The sequence below is a fragment of the Janthinobacterium sp. 67 genome (assembly GCF_002797895.1).
Taxonomy (GTDB): Bacteria; Pseudomonadota; Gammaproteobacteria; order Burkholderiales; family Burkholderiaceae_D; genus Janthinobacterium.
The window spans coordinates 4,174,577-4,196,371 of sequence record NZ_PGES01000001.1 but is presented as its reverse complement, the minus strand read 5'-3'; the positions used below and the strand labels follow the sequence as shown (position 1 = coordinate 4,196,371).

The following is a 21,795-nucleotide window of genomic DNA, read 5'->3' as shown; positions in this document are numbered from 1 at the left end:
GTTTTCCATTCACGATTCATATAATTGGTATCAAGAAATGGAATTAGATTTATATGTTGCACTGCACTATAGTACTGGCAAATTCTATAATGCACTGGAACACTATGTCTACCTTCGCCTCCGCCCTGTACGCAGTATCCGCACCCGTGCTGGAGATTTCCCTGCTGAACGCCCTGCAACTCGTGCTGGTGATCGTCGCCGTGGGCGCGTTTGCCCTGCTGTTCAAGCCTTTGCTGGTGGGCATCGCGCGCGCCATGATGCTGGTGGTGCGTCCCAAGCTGAGCCGTGAAGAGCGTTTGGCGCGCCAGCAGATGCGTGAAGCGCAAGCCTTGAAACGCACCTTGGGCAAGATGGATGGCGTGTCGCCAAGCAACGCCGCCGAATTGCGCGCCCTGTCGACACGCGCATAAGCTCGCTGTTGCAGAAAGACAAGCCGGCATGCGCCGGCTTTTTTTACGCCCGCGTTGTGCTTCAGGCCATGTCACCCAGCAAATGCGCGCGCAACAGGGTGTCGGCCGGATGGGCGCCGATCCAGATTTTCAGCAGCGCATTGTAAAAGGCCAGGTCCGGCACCATGTCGCCCACCTGCTTGCCGTTCAGCTTGCACAACGTGCCCTCTTCCGGCAACCAGTCCACGGTGAGAATGTCGCCCTTTTTCAGGCCGGGCACCATTTCGAACATGGCGCCGAACTGCATCGTCTGGCTCAGCAGGCGCGTGCGGTCGGCCTGGTCGGAGATGCGCTTCAAGCCTTGCATGAAGGCTTGTCCCAATTCGTCGGAAGTGATGTCGCGCAGCATGACGATTTCCAGGCGGCGCGGTCCTGGCAGGGGCAGGATGTCGGCCAGCTGGGTTTTCTTTTCCGGCAGGTATAGCGCGATCGTGTAGACCTTGAAGATGACCTTGTAGCGTACACCGGCGCCGTTGAGTTTCAGCTCGCGGCTGGCCAGCTGCACCGTGTCGTCCAGCTTGACGCCGCCCACCTCGACGGCCAGCGCTGCTTGTGCCAGGCAGGCGCACAGGCAGGCGGCTGCGAGGGAACGGCCGAAACGGGATGTGCGTATTTGCATCTTCTACCTCCGTGGAAACCATGGGCTGTGGATAAGTCAGCACACAGTGTAGAACAGTTGGCAGAAGCTGGCGCCACGCAGAAGTGGTGCGGGAGAAAAGCTTAAGGCTTGGCGGGCAGTTCAGCCTGCAGGCGTTCGTACTTGGCCATCAATTGCTCCGGGCTTTCGCGCCAGGCAGGATTGAAGGGGATGCAGCTGACGGGGCACACTTGCTGGCATTGCGGCTCGTCAAAGTGACCCACGCATTCGGTGCACTTGTTGGGATCGATTTCGTAGATTTCCGCGCCCATGTAGATCGCGTCATTCGGACACTCGGGCTCGCAAATGTCGCAATTGATGCATTCGTCGGTGATCAGTAATGCCATGATTTCACTCTTACTTATTGCGATGAGGCAGCGTTGGCGGCAATCTTGTTTTGCAGCCAGCGGTTCACCGAGGGGAAGACAAACTTGGACACGTCGCCGCCCAGCGCCGCGATTTCGCGCACGATGGTGCCCGAAATGAACTGGTACTGGTCGGACGGCGTCAGGAACATGGTTTCGACATCGGGCAGCAGGTAGCGGTTCATGCCCGCCATCTGGAATTCGTATTCGAAGTCGGAGACGGCGCGCAAGCCGCGCACGATGACCCGCGCTTCATGCTTGCGCACGAAATCCTTGAGCAAGCCGGAAAAGCTTTCCACTTGCACGTTCGGGTAGTGGCCAAGCACTTCGTTGGCGATTTCCAGGCGTTCGTCGAGCGAGAAAAACGGTTGCTTGTTCTTGCTGTCGGCCACACCGACGATCAGCTTGTCAAACAGACCCGATGCGCGGCGCACCAAATCTTCATGACCACGCGTGAGCGGATCGAATGTTCCTGGATAAACGGCTACAACCATTGCGGCTCCCTGACGATGCACCAATATAGACGCGCATTATGCCTGAAATTGGTGCTGCGCCTCGGGCCAGGGAGCGTTTTTGCCTCATTTATAGGCAGATTCAGGCAGTTGCCGGCACTTTGTTGTAAGTTAGCAAATGATAATAAACGGTGCCCGCCTTGTCGGCGCGGATGACTTCCCACGGCGCCAGCCATTCCGGCTTTTCCAGCGCACTGTTTTCATCGAAGACCAGCGGCAAGCCTGATTCCGCGTACACGATGCCGCCTTCCTTGAGCAGGTTGGCGCACAGCGGCAACACTTTCGCCAGGAAATCCTGCTGGTAGGGTGGATCGAGGAAGATCAGGTCGAAACGCTGGCCGCGCGCCGCCAGGCCTTGCGCCGTCAGCAGGGCGTCGCCGCGCAGCAGTTGCACGTTGTCGGCGCGCAATTTCGTCTTGTTCTCTTCCAGCTGGCGGATCACGGGCGTGTGCGTGTCGACCATGGTGACGGACGCGGCGCCGCGGCTGGCCGCTTCAAAACCCAGTGCGCCGCTGCCGGCGAACAGGTCCAGCACCTGGGCGTTGGCCCAGTCGCCGTCGCGCAAGTGATTGATCCAGTTAAATACGGTTTCGCGCACGCGGTCCGGTGTCGGGCGCAAGCCCAGTGCCTGTAAAACAGGCAGCACGGAGCGCTTCCACTGGCCGCCGATGATGCGCACCTGGTTCGGTGGCGGCGCGTGGTGGACGGGGACTTTGGCGGGTTTTTTAATCTTCTTTTGCATGGGGATTTCTTCAATTCGGTGGCGGCCACTATAGCATATGGCCCCCTCCCCCCTGCTGGCGCTGCCCCGCTATTTGGCTTGCGTGGCCAGGGAATTGAAATCGTCGATCCAGCCCTGCATGCGCTTGACGGCGTGGGCCTTTTGCGCCGGCGTGGCGATCTTGATCACCGTCAAGACCATCTGTGCCGTGCTGCTTTCGTAGGCATCGAAGAAAGCCTTGCGCTCCGAATGTTCGAGGCGCTCGAAACTGTCCTTGATCAGGGTCGTGATCAAGCTTATGGTGGCGTCCTTGCCGAGTTTTTCCTGGTGGACCTTCTTGACCAGGTTCAACACATTCTGCTGGCGCCGCATGCGCTCATCGAGCCAGATCTCATTGTTCAGCGGACGCGCGTCCGACGCCTTGCGGATGATGGCTTCCTGCTCGCTGCTGAAGCTGCCGAACCACAATTCGAATTGTTCCATGGCTTTCTTGTAGCGCAGTTTCTGGCGCTTCTCCTGATCGCCGCTCAGGTATTTCTTGCGGTAATCATCATTGTTCGACTTGAACTTCTTTTCCATCTGCGCGATCTGCTCGGGCTTGAGCGAACGGGCCAGATCGGCCAGCTCGGGCGCCGCCTTCAGCAGCAGTGCCTGGGTGCGCTGCTTGATCTCGGCGTAATCCATCATCAGGTCCGCCTGCGTGATATTGCCTTGCAACTGCTTCTGGCCCGTGCGCAGGATTTCCACGTAATCCTTCAATTGCGTCTTGCGGTGCCAGTCGAACAGCTTGTCGATATCTTCGCGCACCCAGCCCTTCTGGTCGCGGTCCAGGTCGACATACGCGTTCAGCCACCAGTACAGCACGGTATCGCCATTGTTGTAGGCCAGGCGCAAGCCGCTGCAGCCGGCCACGATAATGAAAAGCATGGCCAGCACGGCGTAACGAAAGCGACTGGAGAACGGGGCCTGCGTGTTAAAATTTTTCATATTCTTAACTTATAAAAACTACAGTCTATGAACGTTGTCATTCTCGCTGCCGGTATGGGCAAACGCATGCAGTCGGCACTGCCCAAGGTATTGCACCCGTTGGCGGGCAAGCCGCTGTTGTCGCACGTCATCGACACGGCGCGTAGCCTGGCGCCGTCCCGATTATGCGTGATTTACGGGCATGGGGGCGCAGCGGTGCTGAAGTTGCTCGACGGCTATAAAGTGAACCATGCCGTGCAGATCGACGCCGCTGAGCAGGCGCAGCAGCTGGGCACTGGCCACGCCGTGCAACAAGCGCTGCCTTTGCTGGACGACAATGTGCCGACCCTGATCCTCTACGGCGACGTGCCGCTGACCAGCGCCGCCTCCCTGCAGCAGCTGGTGCAGGCGGCCGGCAACGATAAACTGGCCATCCTGACCGTGGAACAGGACGATCCCTTCGGCCTGGGCCGCATCGTGCGCGAGCACGGCGCCATCGTGCGCATCGTCGAGGAAAAGGATGCCACGCCAGCAGAGCGCGCCATCAAGGAAATCAACAGCGGCATCATGGTCGCGCCCACCGTGGCCCTGAAGCAGTGGCTGTCGGCCTTGTCGAATGACAATGCGCAAGGGGAATACTATCTGACCGATATCGTCGCCCAGGCCGTCACCGATGGCGTGGCCGTCACCTCGGCGCATCCAAGCGCCGTGTGGGAAGTGGCGGGCGTCAACAGCAAGGTGCAGCTGGCCCAGCTGGAACGCATCCACCAGAACAATATCGCGCAAGCGCTGCTCGAGCGGGGCGTGACCCTGTTTGATCCAGCCCGCATCGACGTGCGCGGCGAACTCATTTGCGGCCGCGATGTCACCATCGACGTCGGCTGCGTGTTCGAAGGCAGAGTCGAACTGGGCGACGGCGTGCGCGTGGGCGCCAACAACGTCTTCATCAACGCCACGGTGGCGGCCGGCGCGCACATCAAGCCCTTCTGCCATATCGAGGACGCCATCGTCGGCGCCGCCTCCATCATCGGCCCGTATGCGCGCCTGCGCCCGGGCACGGTCCTGGCGGAAGACGTGCACATCGGTAACTTCGTCGAAGTGAAAAACAGCCAGATCGCCGCGCACAGCAAGGCCAATCACCTGGCCTACATCGGCGATGCCACCATCGGCTCCAAGGTCAACATCGGCGCCGGCACGATTACCTGCAACTACGATGGCGTGAACAAGTTCCGCACGGTGATTGAGGACGATGCTTTCATTGGCAGCGACAGCCAGCTGATCGCGCCCGTCACCGTCGGCAAGGGCGCCACCTTGGGCGCCGGCACGACCTTGTCGAAAGATGCGCCGGCCGGCAAGCTGACCGTCTCCCGCGCGCGGCAAGTGACGATTGACGGCTGGACGCGTCCCGTGAAAATCAAGAAATAAGCGCACCGCCCTCGGTACGCATGACGCCGTCAGCCTGTCCGGGCTGGCGGCGTTTTTTTATGCCTGTGGATAATCCTGTGGAGCATTGGCTGGCAACCCGGGATAAGTCGCGCCATTTTTCCCATCCCGTATTTTCTCCCTATTGTCGAGTGTGGATAAACATGTGAACAAGCATGCGGACAAGCGATGGATAAGCCCGGTATAAGCTGCGTATAAACGGTAAAGAACCTGTGGAAAAGACGGGATAAGTTTTCTGGCCCAGCTTACCGTTCCAGCGTACAAGCCAATCTGGGCAGACTGAAAAGCATCGCCGACTTTTTGCTTGCCTGGACTGTGGATAAGCTTGTGTGCAATCTACGGATAAGTGATGAATAACTTATAAGTCATTGTATTGTAAGGATATTCAAGAGTTATTCTTCAATGCTGGCTGTGGGTAAAGCTGTGCAAAAGCCTGTGATTAAAGCGTGGGCAAACGATGGATAAGTCGGGATAAGTTTTGCCCGGCAGCCGATGTGCATTTATTCAGAGGCCTCCTGCGAGGCCAGATGTGGCAGCCGTGAAAATCCGTGATTTTTATACTGTGGATAAACTTGTGTATAAGCATGCAGAAAAGTGAGGATAAGCAGGGATAAATGTTCTGTCCGCTTGCTTCACACCGCGATGCGCGTTTCGAATTTGCTGCGAAACGTGGAAAAATAGCTTTTCACGTTGCGCACATTCGCGTGCGCGGCGAACAGGCGATGCGCCAGTGCATGGTAGGCGGGCATGTCGGCCACCTGCACCATCAGCACGAAATCGGGTCCGGGCGAGACGCGGTAGCATTGCAGCACGGCGGGTTCGTCCGCCACGAGTTGTTCGAACTCCGCCATGCGCTCCGTCGCCTGTACGTCGAGCGTGATTTCCACGATGGCCGTCAGGCGCGCGCCCACCAGTTGCGGCGCGACGATGGCCACTTGGCGTTCGATGACGCCGCTTTCGCGTAAATGCTTGACCCGCCGCAAGCACGTGGGCGCCGAGACGTGCACCGCTTGCGCCAGTTCACTGTTGGTTTGCGATGCATCAATTTGCAAGGCGTTCAGGATGCGACGATCGATTTCGTCCAAGGTAATGTTGTCTTCGCTCATGGTATTGATGAATTGGAGAATATATCGAGTTTAAATGAAATAATATTTCATCGCAAAATAGACGTGAAATATTCAGTCAAAAATAGATAGATTTAGAAAGCATATTTCACGCACTCTGCATTAGCATGCGTGCATTGATTAAATTTTAGACAGAGGTTTCCATGTGCGGCATCGTCGGCGCGGTAGCGCAACGTAATATCACTCCCATCCTGGTCGAAGGCTTGAAGCGCCTGGAATACCGCGGCTACGATTCCTGCGGCATCGCCCTGCATGCGGACGGCCGCTTGCAGCGTTCGCGCTCCACCTCGCGTGTGGCCGAGCTGGAAAAGCAGATCGGCGAAGAAGGCTTGAGCGGTTTCACGGGCATCGCCCACACGCGCTGGGCCACGCATGGCGCCCCTGTCTCCTTCAATGCCCACCCGCACTTTTCTCCAACGGAAGAGAACGCCCGCGTGGCGCTGGTGCATAACGGCATCATCGAAAACCATGACGAACTGCGCGCCGAACTGACGGCCTTGGGTTACGTCTTCCAGAGCCAGACGGACACGGAAGTGATCGCCCATCTGGTCGAGCACATGTATAACGGCGACCTGTTCGAGACCGTGCAGCAAGCTGTCAAACGCCTGGACGGCGCGTATGCGATCGCCGTGTTCTGCCGCGACGAGCCGCATCGCGTGGTCGCCGCGCGCCAGGGTTCGCCCCTGATCGTCGGCCTGGGCAATGGTGAAAACTTTGTCGCGTCCGACGCCATGGCGCTGGCCGGCACGACGGACCAGATCATCTACTTGGAAGAAGGCGACGTGGTCGACCTGCAACTGTCGCGCTGCTGGATCGTCGACGTCGATGGCAAGCCTGTCGAGCGCGAAGTGAAAACCGTGCACGCGCACACTGGCGCGGCCGAGCTGGGCCCGTACCGCCACTACATGCAGAAGGAAATCTTCGAACAGCCGCGCGCCATCGGCGACACCTTGGAAGGCGTGACGGGCATCATGCCGGAACTGTTCGGCGACGACGCCTATAAAATCTTCAAGCAGATCGACCGCGTGCTGATCCTGGCCTGCGGCACCAGCTCGTATGCGGGCATGACGGCGAAATACTGGATCGAGTCGATCGCCAAGGTGCCCGTCAGCGTGGAAGTGGCCAGCGAATACCGCTACCGCGACAGCGTGCCGCACCCGAACACGCTGGTCGTCACCATTTCGCAAAGCGGCGAAACGGCCGACACCCTGGCTGCCTTGAAACATGCGCGCAGCCTGGGCATGCTGCACACCTTGACCATCTGCAACGTGGCCACCAGCGCCATGGTGCGCGAATGCGCGCTGGCCTACATCACGCGCGCCGGCGTGGAAGTGGGCGTGGCATCCACCAAGGCCTTCACGACGCAGCTGGCCGGCTTGTTCCTGCTGACCCTGTGCCTGGCGCAAGTCAATGGTCACCTGTCCGAAGAGCAAGAAGCGGCGCACCTGAAAGCCATGCGCCACTTGCCCGTCGCCATCGCGTCCGTGCTGGCGCTGGAACCGCAAATCATCGCCTGGTCCGAAGAATTCGCGCGCAAGGAAAACGCCCTCTTCCTGGGCCGCGGCATGCACTATCCGATCGCCCTGGAAGGCGCCTTGAAACTGAAGGAAATCTCGTACATCCACGCGGAAGCGTATCCAGCCGGCGAGCTGAAGCACGGCCCGCTGGCCCTGGTGACGAATGAAATGCCGGTCGTCACCATCGCGCCAAACGACGCCCTGATCGAAAAGCTCAAATCGAACATGCAGGAAGTGCGCGCCCGCGGCGGCCAGCTGTACGTTTTCGCCGACGTGGATTCGCGCATCAGCTCCGGCGAAGGCCTGCACGTCATCCGCCTGCCCGAGCACTATGGCGATTTGTCACCGATCCTGCACGTGGTCGCGCTGCAATTGCTGGCGTATCACACGGCGCTGGCGCGCGGCACGGATGTGGACAAGCCACGCAATCTGGCCAAGTCGGTGACGGTGGAATAAGCAGGGCGGATTGTGCTTTTCTCTGGTGGCGCAATGTCACCAGAGAGGCGGTCGTCGCACAGGATGCTCAAGGGCCCGGGTCGGTGCGTGTACGGTACTGTTCTATCCACTTCACCGACTGTGCGATGCCGCCAAATGGAAAGAAATGCAGGCTGACCTTGCCATGCGCTGCTGTCAGTCCCGTGGCCAGGCGCTCGACAAACAGATCCGGCCCCGCTGTGCCGAACAGCTTGCCGATCGAGACACCGTACTTGGACCACATCGATGCGCATGCGCCCACGCCGCACAGTGCGGCATAGCGCGCCAGCACGGCGATGCTCGCGGGACCCGGCACGCCCACGCGCACGGGATGGTTGATGCCGCGCGCGCGCAGCGCTTCCAGCCACGTCAACACGATGTCGGCATCAAAGGCGAATTGCGTGACGATCAATGGCGCCATGCCGCGCATTTCAATGCTATGGCACTTGCGTTCAAGCACCTCCCACTGTTCAGCCTTGCTCATGACCGGATGGCCTTCCGGGTGGCCACCCACGCCGATCACTTGCATGCCCGCGCGCTCGAAAACGCCTGTGTCGATCAGCGCGGCACTGTCGGCAAACGGCCCCATCGGTGTGTGTGGATCGCCAGCGATGACGAAGCAGCGCTCGACGCCCGCTTCAGCGGCCGCGCGCTGCACGAAGGACTCGAATCCGGCGAGCGAAGCGATACGGCGCGCAGACAAGTGCGGCATGGGCTCAAAGCCCAGCCTGCGCACGGCCCGCGCCGCGGCAAGCCGAGCGTCGTCGTTCTCGCGTGGCAGGTAGGGAATGGCAATGGTGGACCCGGACAATATCCGCGGCGCCGCCGCGCTCAAAGCAGCAATGTCCTTCGTACTGGCTTCCAGGGAATAGGCGTGCGTGATGTCGCTGGCGGGCCAGGGCTGAGCGGGATTGACCATAGCTTCACTGCGCATGAGCGATGGCAGGCTGGCGCGCCAGTGCGATGAAGGCGCGCACATAGTCGATGGCGGTGTCCGTCTCGCGTGCCCCCAGGAAGATCTGCTTGGCGATGCCGCGCGGGCCCAGCCGCACAGGCACCACGTCCATCTTGGCCGCGTATTCCTCGACCAGCCACCGCGGCAGGGCGGCTACGCCGCGGCCGCTGGCCACCATCTGCAGCATGATGTCCGTGGTTTCGATGGCTTTGTGGCGCTTGGGCGTGACACCGGCCGGCAGCAGGAACTGGTTGTAGATGTCCAGGCGCTCGATGTCGACGGGGTAGCTGATCAGCACTTCCTGCGTCAGCTGCTGCGGCTTCACATAGGCTGCCGACGCCAGGGCATGGCCCTTGGCCACGACGAGCACCTGCTCGTAGTCGAACACGGGTTCGAATGTCAGCCCCGGCTTGTACAGCGGGTCGGGCGTGACCAGCAAGTCGATCTCGTAGCCGAAGAGCGCGCCGATCCCGCCGAACTGGAACTTCTGCTTAACGTCCACATCCACGTCGGGCCATGCGGCCAGATAGGGCGACACTACCTTGAGCAGCCACTGGTAGCAAGGATGGCATTCCATGCCGATGCGCAGCGCGCCGCGCTCGCCCTGCGCGAACTGGCCCAGGCGTTCTTCGGCCAGATCCAGTTGCGGCAGCACCCGGTTCGCCACCGCCAGCAAGTACTGGCCGGCCTGCGTCAGGCGCAGGTTGCGCCCTTCGCGCAGCCAGACGTCGGTGCCCAGTTGCTGCTCCAGCTTCTTCATGCTGTGGCTCAAGGCCGACTGGGTCAGGTTCAGCACGCCTGCGGCGGCCGTCAACGACCCTTGTTTCTCGACTTGCTGGACGATGCTGAGGTGGATGCGTTCAAGCATTGAAATGAGCCATATTCATGGATGTATGAAATAAGACCATTATACTTCATCGATTCCCCCCGTTATCATCCGTCCTCTTGCTGTTGGCATTCTTAGCCCTCGCGCATCACTCCCTATGAAAGCAAACATGACACGTCCACTTCGCTTAGTCGCCGTTTCCGGCGGGCTGCAACGCCCTTCCAAGGCTGCCGCCCTGGCCGAGCACCTGATGGACCTGATCGCCGAGGAAGTGCTGTGCGAACAACGCCTGGTCGAACTGGGGCAGCTCGCGCCGCAGCTGGCCGGCGCAACCTGGCGCTCCCACCTGCCCGAGACGGTGGAGCGGGAATTGGCGGCGGTCGAGCAAGCGGACATCCTGGTGGTGGCGACACCGGTCTTCCGTGGCGCGTACACGGGTCTGTTCAAGCACTTCTTCGACTTCATTGACCAGGACGCCTTGATCGACAAGCCCGTCTTGCTGGCGGCTACCGGCGGCAGCGAGCGCCATGCCCTGATGATCGACCACCAGTTGCGGCCGCTGTTCAGCTTTTTCCAGGCACGCACATTGCCGCTGGGCGTCTACGCGACCGACAAGGACTTTACCGACTACCGCCTGCAGGATGAGGCCCTGCTCCAGCGCGCCACCTTGGCGGTGCAACGGGCATTGCCCTTGATCGGCTTGACGCGCCATGCGAGATCCGCCACCGCTGCAGAGCTGGTCGCGGCCTGATACGCATTACTACGGTCAATCAACATATTCACCTTTTCGCAGACATCAGGACAGATCACCATGAGCAAAGATTTTGTATTCAGCATCAAGAGCATTATCTTCGATGAAAACTATCACCCATCGGACAACACGCGCTTGACGACCAACTTTGCCAATCTGGCCAGGGGAGAGCGTCGCCAGGAGAATTTGCGCAATACCTTGAAGATGATCGACAGCCGCTTCAACAGCCTGGCGCATTGGGACAACCCGAAGGCAGACCGCTATTCCGTCGAGCTTGAAATCATTTCCGTCGCGTTGAATATCGATGCCGAAGGCGACAATATTCCCTTGATCGAGATATTGAAGCCGAATATCCTGGATAAAAAAACCAATGCGCGCATCGATGGCATCGCCGGGAATAACTTCTCGTCCTACGTGCGCGATTACGACTTCAGCGTGCTGCTGCCAGAGCACAACAATAATAAATCCACGTTTGGCACGCCGGACAATTTCGGCGATTTCCATGGCAAGCTGTTCAAGCACTTTGTCAGGTCAGACACCTATAAAGCGCACTTCAGCAAGCCGCCGGTGATCTGCATCAGCGCCTCGAGCAGCAAGACCTATCAACGCACGGAAAACCAGCATCCCATCCTGGGTGTCGAGTACCAGCAAAATGAGTTCTCGTCGACGGATGAATATTTCGAAAAAATGGGGATGCAGGTGCGCTATTTCATGCCGCCGAACAGCTCCGCGCCGCTGGCTTTCTACTTTATCGGCGACCTGCTGGCCGACTACAGCAATCTTGAGCTGATCGGCACCATCAGCACGATGGAAACGTTCCAAAAGATCTACCGGCCCGAAATTTACAACGCCAATTCCGCGGCAGGGAAGTTGTATCAGCCCAGCCTGAAGAATCAGGATTACTCGTTGACGCAAATTGTCTATGACCGGGAAGAGCGCAGCCAGCTGGCTGTCAAGCAGGGCAAATATACGGAAGAGCACTTCATCAAGCCCTACAAGAATATTCTTGAACAATGGTCTGCGAACTACGCGCGCTGATTAAAAAATAAACGAAAGCATTCATCATGAAAAAATTATTGCCTACTTCCACTGCCGGCAGCTTGCCCAAACCTTCCTGGCTGGCGCAGCCTGAAAAACTGTGGTCGCCGTGGAAATTGCAGGACGAGGAATTGATCGAGGGCAAACAGGATGCCTTGCTGTTGTCGCTGCAGGAACAGCAGCAGGCGGGCATCGATATCGTCAGCGATGGCGAGCAAACCCGCCAGCATTTCGTCACCACGTTTATCGAGCATCTGAGCGGCGTGGATTTCGACAAACGCGAAACCGTCAGGATCCGTGACCGCTACGATGCGAGCGTGCCGACGGTGGTTGGCGCCGTGAGCCGCACTAAGCCGGTGTTTGTGGACGACGCCAAATTTTTACGCCAGCAAACCACGCAGCCGATCAAATGGGCGCTGCCAGGTCCGATGACGATGATCGATACGCTGTATGACAGCCATTACAAGAGCCGTGAAAAACTGGCCTGGGAATTTGCCAAGATCCTCAACCAGGAAGCGAGGGAATTGGAGGCGGCCGGCGTCGACATCATCCAGTTTGACGAACCCGCATTCAATGTCTTCTTTGACGAGGTCAATGATTGGGGGATTGCCACCTTGGAAAGGGCGATCGAAGGACTCAAGTGCGAAACGGCCGTGCATATTTGCTATGGCTACGGCATCAAGGCCAATACGGACTGGAAAAATACGCTGGGCTCCGAGTGGCGCCAATATGAAGAGTCTTTCCCGAAGCTGCAGAAATCGAATATCGACATCATTTCGCTCGAATGCCACAACTCGCGTGTGCCCATCGACCTGATTGAACTCATTCGTGGCAAAAAAGTGATGGTCGGCGCCATCGACGTGGCCAGTAACACCATTGAAACGCCGGAGGAAGTGGCCAACACCCTGCGCAAAGCGCTGCGCTTTGTCGATGCCGACAAGCTCTACCCGAGCACCAACTGCGGCATGGCGCCCCTGGCTCGCCGGGTGGCAAGAGGCAAGCTGAATGCGCTCAGTGCCGGCGCGGAAATCATCCGGGGAGAGCTTTCCTAGCCGACTGGTGAAGTTACGCCTGCGCCTAAGCCAGGCGCAGCAGCATCGTCCGCAAGCGCTCCGCCATCCGTGCCCGCAAGGCTGCGTTCAGCAGCGGCGCCACCTGCGCAAAAGCTTTGTCGATGCGCGCCAGCAGGGCATCGATATAATCTTCCGCCTGCTGTCGCGTGGAGAAGCCGAAACGGGTCACATCGCGCAGCATGGCGTCGCGCGTGATGTCGCGGCGGCCGGCGCTCACTTGCATGACCAGCGCTTGCGGGTCGTCTTCCGTATCCGGCACGACATCGAAGGCGGGCGAGAGGCGCCAGCGTTGTTCGTCCAGGTCGAACAGCACGGCGTGGTTGCGCGGATGGTCGTCGTTGTTGCCGACGACGCCATTGAAGACCATGCGGCCGAACAGTTCGATGCCGTCTTCCGGCGGCGCGCCGATGCGCCGCAGTTCTTCCGCCAGGCGGGGATAGCTGGCGCCATCGCTGTCGGCCGCTTCCACCGGCGGATATTGCACTTGCAGCAGCGATGCGGCGCTGGCCGTCATGATGCGCCGCGCGCCGCGCCGGTCGTAGCGCAAGATGCGCGCCACGCTGCGTTCGGCCGTCAATGCATGGTGGCGCGTGTCGGCGAAACGCAGGCCGGCCGCCCTGCCCCATTGCATCGTCGCGTGTTCCAGCAGCGCCAGGTCGACCGTATCGGTCATCAATCCCGGTTTCACCAGCCAATAGTCTTCGCCGTCCCGCACCGTTGCCTTGGGGCGCGCGCCGCCCATGCTGGGGGTGGCGAACAGGCGTTTGCGCAGGGGCGCATGGACGGCTGGCCGGCTTTCAGCAATCGCAAGCACTTCCTGCACCAGCGCATCCAGGTGGTGCAGTCTGGGGCTGGCCAGTTGCGCAATGTTCGGTTTGGGCGTGTCCCCCACGGCCAGCGCACCCCAGCGGTCGCCGTTGCCCGACAGGCGCAAGAACTGGATCGCCGTGGCTTTTTCGCTCAGCTGGTGTTCGCGGCGTATCAGCATCTGTCCCCAGGAATCCGGACTGGCGTCGCGCAGCACGTCATGCAGGCCGTCATAGCGGCGCGCCAGGTGTTCCATGCCGGGAATAAAGGGCAGATTGACGGGATCGATGGCCCAGGACAAGCCTGCATCGACATAGCTGGGCGCGTACAGAAAGCTGCCGATGCCGGTGCGCGCATCGAACGCATGGCGGCCGGCCACGACCCATTCGCCGTTGTCGGGCCGCTGCAGATAGACAAACAAAGGGCGGCTAGAAATAGCCATCGTCGCCCTCGTTCACGGTGGGGCGGCTGCGGATGTTGGCGCTGTCCATTTGCCACAGCGCCGCGTCGGGTTCCGGCGCCGTGATGGCAAGAATGCCGAGCACGTGGAAGGCGGCCAGGAACAGGCCCACGTTGACGGACGCCTCGCCCCTTTCCATGCGCTGCAGGGTGGGGTGCGAAATGTCGAGGCGTGCGCACAGGTCGCGTGCCGTGATGTTTTGCTGCACCCGCTGCTTGCGCACGCACTGGCCCCATATCCTGAGCCGCTCGTTGACGAGCGTCGGCATGGCATCTTCCGGGCGGGCACGTTTTGTCATGATAAGGAAGTGAACATGGAAGTGAACATATTCTTTATATTCTAGTCCTTAACTGCAAGAATATGTTTGCTATCGCTTCATATAGGTGAACATAAAATTAAATTTAATGACATTAAATTCAATTTTATGTTCATCAAAATCCTCCATCTTCTTGCCGCACGAAAATTTCCGCCATCTATCGCAGGAGTGCGCTAGGCTGTCGCTGTTTGCCGTACAGTTCAGCAACTCCCGTAACACCCATCGCCCCGCCGCCGGCCGCTGCGCCTGCCGGCGCGATGCCGTCTTGCTTTCACCCGTATTGACCTGGCCGATAGGACCGCATGATTTCATTCCGTACCCCCCATTTCTTTTCCGCGCGCCAGCCTTGGCGCGGCTGGCTGCTGCCGCTGCTGTTGACCCTGTTGCTGGCCTGCTCGCTATCTGCGCCACCGGCCTGGTCGCAGCCCGTCGACGATGCGGCCACGGCCGACCAGCGTCTCGATGGCTTGCGCAAGCAGATTACCACCATCCAGAAGGCGCTCGATGGCGACGCCGACCTCGATGATGCGACCCTGTCGCAGATGCGCGCCGATGCGCTGGCGGCCAGCGCCGAGGCGGACAAGGTGGCCGAGGCGCTCGCGCCCACGCTCGCCAGCGTGCAGGCGCGGCTGGCCGAGCTGGGCAAGCCGGCGGCGGGGACCAAAGACGCCCCTGACGTGGCGGCGCAGCGCAGCCAGCTCGACCGCACCAGCAGCGCGCTCGATGCGCAGGTGAAGTTGGCGCGCTTGCTGGCCGTGGAAGCGACGCAGGCGTCGGAACAGGTGTCGACGGCGCGCCGCGCGCAGTTGCAGGCGCGCCTGGGCGAGCGTACGGCCTCGATACTCGCCGGCTCGTTCTGGAAGCAGCTGCATGGCGAATTGCCGCAGAACCTGCAGCGCCTGAGGGCGCTGGAGCAAGAGTTGGCGAATGCGGCAAGCGCCACGCCGTGGTCGGCCTGGGGCGGCTTGCTGGCCGGTATCGTGGCCGTGATCGGCGCCAGCATCTGGACGTCGCGCTATTTGCTGTTGGTCACGTCCACGCGCGTGCCGCATGGCCGCTTGCGCCGCTCCCTGCATGCGCTGGCCGTGCTCGTGCTGGCGCTGGCCACGCCGGGCCTGGTGGCGGAATTGCTGGCCATGGGCCTGCGCTGGGAGGGCGGCCTGTCCGAAAAGACGTCGACTTTCCTCAGCAGCCTGATCGGCATCATCTGTTTTGCCGGTTTTACGGCGGGACTCGGTCACGCACTGCTGTCGCCGCGCCGCGTGTCGTGGCGTTTGCTGCCCCTGCCCGATGCGCTGGCGCATCGCATGCGCAATTTTCCATCGATGTTTTCCTTCATCGTCGTGCTCGTGTGGGCGACGGAACGGGTCACCATCGTCATCAATGCGGGCCTGTCGACGGCCGTGGCCGTCAATTGCATCGTCGCGCTCGTGATGAGCACGACCATCGCCTATGGCCTGATGCGGGCCGAGCGCTGCTGGCGCCAGTTGCGCGAGGCCGATCCCGCCACCCTGGTGACGCCACTGTGGCTGCGCTGCGTCACGGTGCTGCTGTGGCTGGCGCTGGCGTCGAGCGTCATCAGCTTGCTGGTCGGCTATGTGGCGTTCGGCAGTTTTATTGCCAAGCAAATCGCCTGGGTCATCGTCGTGCTGTGCAGCACGTATCTGCTGACGGTGCTGGTCGACGATATCTGCATGTTGCTGGCCTCGACGCCGCCACCGCCGGACGCGGCCCATCCCGTGCTGGCCACGCCCAAGGCGCGTGACCAGGCGGCCGTGCTGCTGTCGGGCATCGGCCGCGCCATCGTCGTGCTGCTGGCCCTGATGCTGCTCTTGGCGCCGTTCGGCGAAGGGCCTGGCGAGCTGTTCCAGCGGATCGGCAAGCTGCAGGATGGCCTGGCCATCGGCGAGGTAGCGATCCGCCCGGCCGCCATGATCCAGGCGCTGCTGGTGCTGGTCGTCGGCTTTATCGCGCTGGGCCTGTTCAAGCGCTGGCTGCAAAACAGTTATTTGCCGACTACCAATCTCGATACGGGTATGCAAGTGTCGTTCATCACCCTGTTCGGCTACATCGGCGGCGTGCTGGCCGTGGCGCTGGCGCTGTCGGCGGCCGGCATCGGCCTCGAACGCATCGCGTGGGTGGCGTCGGCCTTGTCGGTGGGTATCGGTTTTGGCTTGCAGGCCGTGGTGCAGAACTTCGTGTCCGGCCTGATCCTGCTGGCCGAGCGTCCCGTCAAGGTGGGCGACTGGGTGTCGTTGGGCGGCGTGGAAGGCGACATTCGCCGCATCAATGTGCGCGCCACGGAAATTCAGCTGGGCGACCGTTCGACGGTGATCGTGCCGAACTCGGAATTCATCACCAAGACGGTACGCAACGTGACCCTGGCCAATCCGCTGGGCCTGGTGCAGGTCAAGCTGCCGCTGCCGCTGGGCACGGATGCGCAGGCGGCGCGCGCGCTGATCCTGTCCGTCTTTGTCGACAATCCCGACGTGCTCGACACGCCGGCGCCGAATGTGCAGCTCGACGGTATCGACAATGGCCTGTTGTTGTTCAACGCCACCGGCTTTGCCTCGTCGCCGCGCCTGACGTCGGGCATCCGCAGCGCGCTGCTGTTCGAACTGCTCAAGCGCCTGGACGAGGCGCACATTGCCATCGCCAAGCCCAGCACGATGGTGCTGAGCACTGTGCCGGCGCAGCCCGAGGCGCCGGCCATGTCAGCCGTTGCACCGGCGCCCGCCCCCGTGCCGCCGCTGACGAGCTAGTCGGCAAGTCAGCGCACGGTCGACCACAGCAGGGCCGCCAGGTACAGGCCGATGCCGAACGCCGTGTGCGCCATCAGGCTGCGCAGGCGCGCGGCGTTTGGGTGCGGCGTCTTGCTGGCGGCCAGGCCGGCACCCATGCCCGGCTGCAAGATGCAAAATGGCGCGGCCACGCTCAACACACCCGCCAGCAGGGCCGGCGCGAACGTCGGCCCTTGCACCCACTCCTGTCCCACCAGCGCCAGCAGCACGGCCGCAAACAGCACGCCGATCAGGTAATGGGCCGTCCAGCCCAGGATGGCTTCATCGCGTACGGGCGCCGCCTGGGCGATGTTGACGTGGCTGAAGGTACCGCGCGGCAGATGGCCGAGCCAGCGCCCCACCATCGCAAAGTTCAGCGAGGGGATGCACCAGAAGCGTTTCAAGGCCACTGCCCACACATCCATCACCGCCGTCGCGCCCACGCCGATCGCCAGCGCATCGAGCCAAAGTATCTGCATTGCCGCCCCTAACATTCAATTGATTGATTGAATGTTATAAGGGTGCTAGCATCGTGTCAATGAAAAATGCCGATATTGAATTCCTCACCGGTTCTGCCGGCTTTGCCCATGTTTTAGGCAGCGCGCCGCGTTTGCGCCTGCTCGAGCAGATCGTGCATGGCGAGTACGCGGTGGAGCAGCTGGTGGAGTTGACGGGCCTGTCCGTGGCCAACACGTCCCAGCATTTGCAGCAGTTGCGGCGCGCCGGTTTCGTGCAGGCGCGGCGCGACGGCAAGCGCGTGCTGTACCGGCTCGGCAGCGGCCCCATCGTGCAATTGCTGGCCGCGCTGGACGTGTATGCGCAGCATCAGCGCAGCGAGTTGCAGGCGCTGGGCCGGGGCGATCACGTGGAGGCGATCACGGGCGACGAGCTGCAGGAGCGCATGCGCGAAGCCAGCATCACCGTGCTCGACGTGCGGCCCGCGCAGGAATTTGCCGCCGGCCACTTGCCCGGTGCGCTCAATATTCCGTTTGATGACTTGCAGCGCCGCCTCGGCGAATTGCCCGCGAACGCAGAGATCGCCGCCTACTGCCGCGGTCCGTATTGCGTGCTGTCCGTGCAGGCCGTGGCGGCCCTGCGCCAGCACGGCTTGCAGGCGCGCCGTCTGGGCAGCGGCTACGACGACTGGCAGGCGGCCGGCTTGCCTGTCGTCAAGGCGGCGTGATGGCGGTCCCCAACAGCAAGCAGGAACTGCTCGACGCCATCAACAGCACGTATGCGAAACTGGCGCAGGAGCTGGCGCGCGTGCCGCCGGCGCTGGCGCGGGAGCCCGTGCTGGAAGGACAAGTGGCGGGCACACGCATGAGCGTGTGCGATCTGCTCGCCTATCTGGTCGGCTGGAATGAGCTGGTTTTGCACTGGCACGCGCAGCTGCGCGATGGCAAACGCATCGAGGACATTGCCTTTCCCGCCGAAGGTTTCACGTGGAACGCTCTGGGAAAACTGGCGCAGCGCTTCTATGCCGACTATGCTGAACTGGGCATGGACGACTTGCTGCAGCGCCTGGAACAGGCGAAAAACCAGTTGCTGGCGCTGGTCGAAAGCCATGATGACGCGCAATTGTATGGCCAGTCCTGGTACACGCATTACACGATGGGACGCATGATCCAGTTCAACACGGCGTCGCCATATGCGAACGCGCGCACGCGCTTGCGGGCCTGGCTCAAGACTTTGTAGTACCCGCAGCGGCAGGCTTGCACGATTGCATCAGTACGCTCGGAAAACTTTTCAGGCAGGATAGTGGTTTCAAGCGCAACCGATTGAAGGATCACCATGCTGACCATCGCCCTCGCCCAGATGAATCCCACCGTGGGCGACTTCGACGCCAATGTCGCCGCCATCGTCGCGCGCATGCAGCGCGCCAGCGAGGAAGGCGCCGATCTGCTCGTCTGTCCCGAACTGTCGCTGTGCGCGTATTACCCGGGCGACCTGTTCGAAGACGCCGCCTTCCTGCGCGGCATGCAGCAGGCGCTCGATACCGTGTTGCAGGCGTCCACGCGCTGGCCGCAACTGGTTACCGTCATCGGCACGGCGCGGCCGAACTCCGGTGTCGGCAAGCCCCTGTACAACGCCTTGCTGGCGATGCGCGACGGGCGCATCGTGGCCGAATACTACAAGCAGCTGCTGCCCACCTACGGCATCTTCGACGAAGGCCGCCATTTCGAACCGGGTCCGGCCGGCGCCTGCACCTTGACTATCGCCGGCTGCAAGGTCGGCTTCATGATTTGCGAGGATGGCTGGAATGACGACGGCCGCGCCTACGCCGTCAACCCCTTCGACGCCCTGCACGCGGCGCGGCCCGACCTGATCGTCAGCATCAACGCCAGCCCGTCCGACATCGGCAAGCGCGCGCAGCGCCACGCCGTGTTTGGCGCCGCCTGCAAGCGCGTCAATCTGCCCCTGCTGTTCGTCAACCAGGTGGGCGGCCAGGACCAGCTCGTGTTCGACGGCGCCTCGTTCGCCATGTCACCGACCGACGGCGTGGCATTTGAAGCGGCCCGCTTCGTCGAGGATTTTCCATTGCTGCGCTTTGCCGACGGCCGTTTTACGCGTACCGACGGTGCCGCGTTTCCCGTGCCCGACCCGGACGGCATCCCCGCCGTGGAATTTGCGCGGCGCCAGATCGTGCTCGGTTTGCGCGACTACGCGCGCCGCTGCCGCTTTACGCAAGTCGTCGTCGGCTGCTCGGGCGGCATCGATTCGGCGCTGACCCTGGCCCTGGCCGTCGAAGCGCTGGGCGCCGACAACGTCGTGGGCATCACCATGCCATCCGTGTTTTCCAGCGCCGGCTCCGTCACCGATTCCGTCGCCCTGTGCGCCAACCTGGGCATCGCCCTCTACACGCATCCGATCCGCGACATCGTGGCGCAATATGAAACCGGCTACGCCCAGGCCTTCGATGGCAAGCTGCAGGGACTGCCGCTGGAAAACCTGCAGGCGCGCGTGCGCGGCACGATCCTGATGGAATACTCGAACGCGTTCGGCGCCCTGCTGCTCACCACCGGCAACAAGAGCGAAATCTCGGTTGGCTACTGCACCCTGTACGGCGATACGAATGGGGGCCTGGGCTTGATCGGCGACCTGTATAAAACCGAGGTGTTCGCCCTGTCGCGCCACGTCAACGCCAGCGCTGGGCGCGAACTGATCCCCGTCGCCGTGCTCGATAAACCGCCGTCGGCGGAACTGGCGCCGGGCCAGCGCGACACGGATAGTTTGCCGCCGTATCCCGTGCTCGATGAAGTCCTCAAATGGCATATCGAGGGACGCCGTTTGCCGGCGGCCGAAAGCGCGCAGGCGTTGACCCTGGTCGACCAGCTGCGCGAGACGGATGAGGGACGGATTCTGGTGACGCGCATCCTCGGCATGGTCGCCCGCAACGAATACAAACGGCGCCAGGCGGCGCCCATCATCCGCGTGCGTTCGCGCGCCTTTGGCAGCGGCCGTCAATTGCCGATCGCCGCCCACTACCCCACCGGAGACGACGCATGACCCCATCCTATCCTGCCGACGCGGCCATCCTGATCGGCCGCTTCCAGCCTTTTCACAATGGCCATGCGGGCTTGCTGCAAAAGGCCCTGACGACGGCCGCGCAAGTGGTGGTGGTGCTCGGCTCGGCCTTCCATGCGCGCAGTCCGAAGAACCCGTTTACGTGGCAGGAACGGGCCGCCATGATTGCCGCGACCTTACCCGAGGCGCAGCGCGCGCGCGTGCATTACGTGGCCGTGCGCGATTACTACGATGACGGCCTGTGGGCCGACGCCGTGCGGCGCGCCGTGGCGGGCGCCGTGCCGAAGGCGCAGCGTGTGATGCTGGTGGCCTGCTTCAAGGACGCCACCAGTTACTACCTGCACCACTTCCCGCACTGGCAGTTATTCAACCTCGAGATCGATGCGGGCGCGCCCATCGGTGCGACGGCGATTCGCAACGTGCTGTTCGAGGCGGAAGACGTGGACGTGTCGCTGAGCGCCGTGGCCCAGCTGCTGCCGGCGGCCATCGGCCAGTATGTAAAAGCGTGGACCTTGTTGCCGTGGTACGCGCCGCTGGTGCAGGAATACCGCGCCATCGAAGCCTATAAAGCGCGCTGGCGGATGGCGCCGTATCCGCCCATCTTCACCACCGTCGACGCGCTGGTGCAGACGGGCGGCCACGTGCTGCTCGTGCGCCGCGGCGGCTATCCGGGCAAGGGTTTGTGGGCGCTGCCGGGCGGCTTCCTGGAACCGCGCGAACGCCTGCTGCAGGGCGCCTTGCGCGAGCTGGCGGAAGAAACCCAGCTGGGCGTGCTGGCGCCCACCCTCGTCGAGGCGCTGGTCGGCGTGGCCGTATTCGACCACCCGGACCGCAGCCAGCGCGGGCGCACCATCACGCATGCGCATTACTTTGACTTGAAGACGCGCCAGCTGCCGGCCGTGACGGCGGCCGACGATGCGGCGCTGGCGCAATGGGTGCCCGTGGCCGCGCTGCCGGCCATGGAAGAGCAATTCTTCGAAGACCACTTCCACATCCTGAACCACTTCCTCAAGCTCACGCACGAGGGGCGCTGAGAGGGAGCACTCCCCCTCTTCG

22 protein-coding genes are annotated in these 21,795 nt (G+C 61.8%); 11 read left to right on the top strand and 11 right to left on the bottom strand.

Features of this window, described 5'->3' with window-relative positions; genetic code table 11:
- Positions 1–104 precede the first annotated feature (104 nt).
- Positions 105–410 carry a hypothetical protein gene (locus CLU90_RS18780; RefSeq protein WP_034752641.1) on the top strand — a complete coding sequence of 102 codons (306 nt, stop codon included), beginning with the start codon at positions 105–107 and terminating at the stop codon, positions 408–410.
- A gap of 61 nt (positions 411–471) precedes the next feature.
- Here CLU90_RS18780 and CLU90_RS18775 read toward each other — a convergent pair whose 3' ends face one another.
- The 5 genes from CLU90_RS18775 to CLU90_RS18755 all read right to left on the bottom strand — a co-directional run bounded on the left by CLU90_RS18775 (position 472) and on the right by CLU90_RS18755 (position 3,671).
- Positions 472–1,068, bottom strand: coding sequence for a chalcone isomerase family protein (locus tag CLU90_RS18775; protein ID WP_100428653.1), 597 nt, complete (start codon positions 1,066–1,068; stop codon positions 472–474).
- 101 nt (positions 1,069–1,169) lie between these two features.
- Positions 1,170–1,433: a YfhL family 4Fe-4S dicluster ferredoxin gene (locus CLU90_RS18770; RefSeq protein ID WP_070303217.1), complete on the bottom strand. Its 264-nt coding sequence runs from the start codon at positions 1,431–1,433 to the stop codon at positions 1,170–1,172.
- A 14-nt stretch (positions 1,434–1,447) separates the two neighbouring features.
- Positions 1,448–1,945, bottom strand: coding sequence for a pantetheine-phosphate adenylyltransferase (gene coaD, locus CLU90_RS18765; RefSeq protein WP_034752633.1), 498 nt, complete (start codon positions 1,943–1,945; stop codon positions 1,448–1,450).
- Between the two features lie 100 nt (positions 1,946–2,045).
- Positions 2,046–2,705 (bottom strand): 16S rRNA (guanine(966)-N(2))-methyltransferase RsmD, encoded by a 660-nt coding sequence (gene rsmD / locus CLU90_RS18760; RefSeq protein ID WP_100428652.1) that lies wholly within the window; start codon positions 2,703–2,705, stop codon positions 2,046–2,048.
- Positions 2,706–2,774: 69 nt separating this feature from the next.
- A complete protein-coding gene (locus CLU90_RS18755) occupies positions 2,775–3,671 on the bottom strand; it encodes a DUF6279 family lipoprotein (protein ID WP_232731258.1) in 897 nt (298 codons plus the stop codon).
- A gap of 27 nt (positions 3,672–3,698) precedes the next feature.
- Between CLU90_RS18755 and glmU the strand changes: the two genes are divergently transcribed.
- Entirely contained in the window at positions 3,699–5,075 is a 1,377-nt protein-coding gene (gene glmU, locus CLU90_RS18750; RefSeq protein WP_100428651.1) for a bifunctional UDP-N-acetylglucosamine diphosphorylase/glucosamine-1-phosphate N-acetyltransferase GlmU, read from the top strand.
- Positions 5,076–5,725: 650 nt separating this feature from the next.
- Here glmU and CLU90_RS18745 read toward each other — a convergent pair.
- Positions 5,726–6,199, bottom strand: a complete 474-nt coding sequence (locus tag CLU90_RS18745; RefSeq protein WP_092713153.1) for an Lrp/AsnC family transcriptional regulator — start codon at positions 6,197–6,199, stop codon at positions 5,726–5,728.
- Between the two features lie 161 nt (positions 6,200–6,360).
- Here CLU90_RS18745 and glmS point away from each other — a divergent pair, with 161 nt between their 5' ends.
- Positions 6,361–8,190, top strand: coding sequence for a glutamine--fructose-6-phosphate transaminase (isomerizing) (gene glmS / locus CLU90_RS18740; RefSeq protein WP_100428650.1), 1,830 nt, complete (start codon positions 6,361–6,363; stop codon positions 8,188–8,190).
- Positions 8,191–8,257: 67 nt separating this feature from the next.
- On the opposite strand, the gene CLU90_RS18735 is transcribed toward glmS, so the two are convergent.
- Together CLU90_RS18735 and CLU90_RS18730 are read right to left on the bottom strand one after the other, a co-directional pair.
- Positions 8,258–9,142 carry a methylenetetrahydrofolate reductase gene (locus CLU90_RS18735; RefSeq protein WP_232731257.1) on the bottom strand — a complete coding sequence of 295 codons (885 nt, stop codon included), beginning with the start codon at positions 9,140–9,142 and terminating at the stop codon, positions 8,258–8,260.
- Positions 9,132–10,031 (bottom strand): LysR family transcriptional regulator, encoded by a 900-nt coding sequence (locus CLU90_RS18730; RefSeq protein WP_100428648.1) that lies wholly within the window; start codon positions 10,029–10,031, stop codon positions 9,132–9,134. Before CLU90_RS18730 ends, CLU90_RS18735 begins: the two co-directional genes overlap by 11 nt.
- A gap of 127 nt (positions 10,032–10,158) precedes the next feature.
- Here CLU90_RS18730 and msuE point away from each other — a divergent pair, with 127 nt between their 5' ends.
- From msuE to CLU90_RS18715, 3 genes are read left to right on the top strand one after another with little or no spacing between them, the layout of a single operon-like run.
- On the top strand, positions 10,159–10,740 hold the full coding sequence (msuE, locus tag CLU90_RS18725; protein WP_100428647.1) for an FMN reductase: 582 nt from the start codon (positions 10,159–10,161) through the stop codon (positions 10,738–10,740).
- A 60-nt stretch (positions 10,741–10,800) separates the two neighbouring features.
- Entirely contained in the window at positions 10,801–11,778 is a 978-nt protein-coding gene (locus CLU90_RS18720) for a DUF1852 domain-containing protein (RefSeq protein ID WP_100428646.1), read from the top strand.
- Between the two features lie 26 nt (positions 11,779–11,804).
- Positions 11,805–12,830: a methionine synthase gene (locus CLU90_RS18715; RefSeq protein WP_100428645.1), complete on the top strand. Its 1,026-nt coding sequence runs from the start codon at positions 11,805–11,807 to the stop codon at positions 12,828–12,830.
- A 25-nt stretch (positions 12,831–12,855) separates the two neighbouring features.
- Here CLU90_RS18715 and CLU90_RS18710 read toward each other — a convergent pair whose 3' ends face one another.
- Positions 12,856–14,100 (bottom strand): type II toxin-antitoxin system HipA family toxin, encoded by a 1,245-nt coding sequence (locus tag CLU90_RS18710; protein WP_100428644.1) that lies wholly within the window; start codon positions 14,098–14,100, stop codon positions 12,856–12,858.
- A complete protein-coding gene (locus CLU90_RS18705; protein WP_100428643.1) occupies positions 14,087–14,416 on the bottom strand; it encodes a helix-turn-helix domain-containing protein in 330 nt (109 codons plus the stop codon). Before CLU90_RS18705 ends, CLU90_RS18710 begins: the two co-directional genes overlap by 14 nt.
- Before the next feature lie 320 nt (positions 14,417–14,736).
- Here CLU90_RS18705 and CLU90_RS18700 point away from each other — a divergent pair, with 320 nt between their 5' ends.
- The gene (locus tag CLU90_RS18700; protein WP_232731256.1) at positions 14,737–17,196 is read left to right on the top strand and encodes a DUF3772 domain-containing protein; all 2,460 of its coding nucleotides are present in this window, start codon (positions 14,737–14,739) and stop codon (positions 17,194–17,196) included.
- 8 nt (positions 17,197–17,204) lie between these two features.
- On the opposite strand, the gene CLU90_RS18695 is transcribed toward CLU90_RS18700, so the two are convergent.
- Entirely contained in the window at positions 17,205–17,693 is a 489-nt protein-coding gene (locus CLU90_RS18695; protein WP_198511238.1) for a DUF2938 domain-containing protein, read from the bottom strand.
- 59 nt (positions 17,694–17,752) lie between these two features.
- On the opposite strand from CLU90_RS18695, the gene CLU90_RS18690 reads away from it, so the two are divergent.
- The 4 genes from CLU90_RS18690 to CLU90_RS18675 all read left to right on the top strand — a co-directional run bounded on the left by CLU90_RS18690 (position 17,753) and on the right by CLU90_RS18675 (position 21,773).
- On the top strand, positions 17,753–18,397 hold the full coding sequence (locus tag CLU90_RS18690; protein WP_092713133.1) for an ArsR/SmtB family transcription factor: 645 nt from the start codon (positions 17,753–17,755) through the stop codon (positions 18,395–18,397).
- Complete coding sequence (locus CLU90_RS18685; protein ID WP_100428641.1) at positions 18,397–18,909, top strand: ClbS/DfsB family four-helix bundle protein; 513 nt, start codon at positions 18,397–18,399, stop codon at positions 18,907–18,909. Before CLU90_RS18690 ends, CLU90_RS18685 begins: the two co-directional genes overlap by 1 nt.
- A gap of 96 nt (positions 18,910–19,005) precedes the next feature.
- The gene (locus CLU90_RS18680) at positions 19,006–20,721 is read left to right on the top strand and encodes an NAD+ synthase (RefSeq protein WP_100428640.1); all 1,716 of its coding nucleotides are present in this window, start codon (positions 19,006–19,008) and stop codon (positions 20,719–20,721) included.
- Positions 20,718–21,773 carry a bifunctional nicotinamide-nucleotide adenylyltransferase/Nudix hydroxylase gene (locus tag CLU90_RS18675; protein ID WP_092713127.1) on the top strand — a complete coding sequence of 352 codons (1,056 nt, stop codon included), beginning with the start codon at positions 20,718–20,720 and terminating at the stop codon, positions 21,771–21,773. The genes CLU90_RS18680 and CLU90_RS18675 overlap by 4 nt, the downstream gene beginning before the upstream one ends.
- The last annotated feature ends 22 nt before the right edge of the window (positions 21,774–21,795 follow it).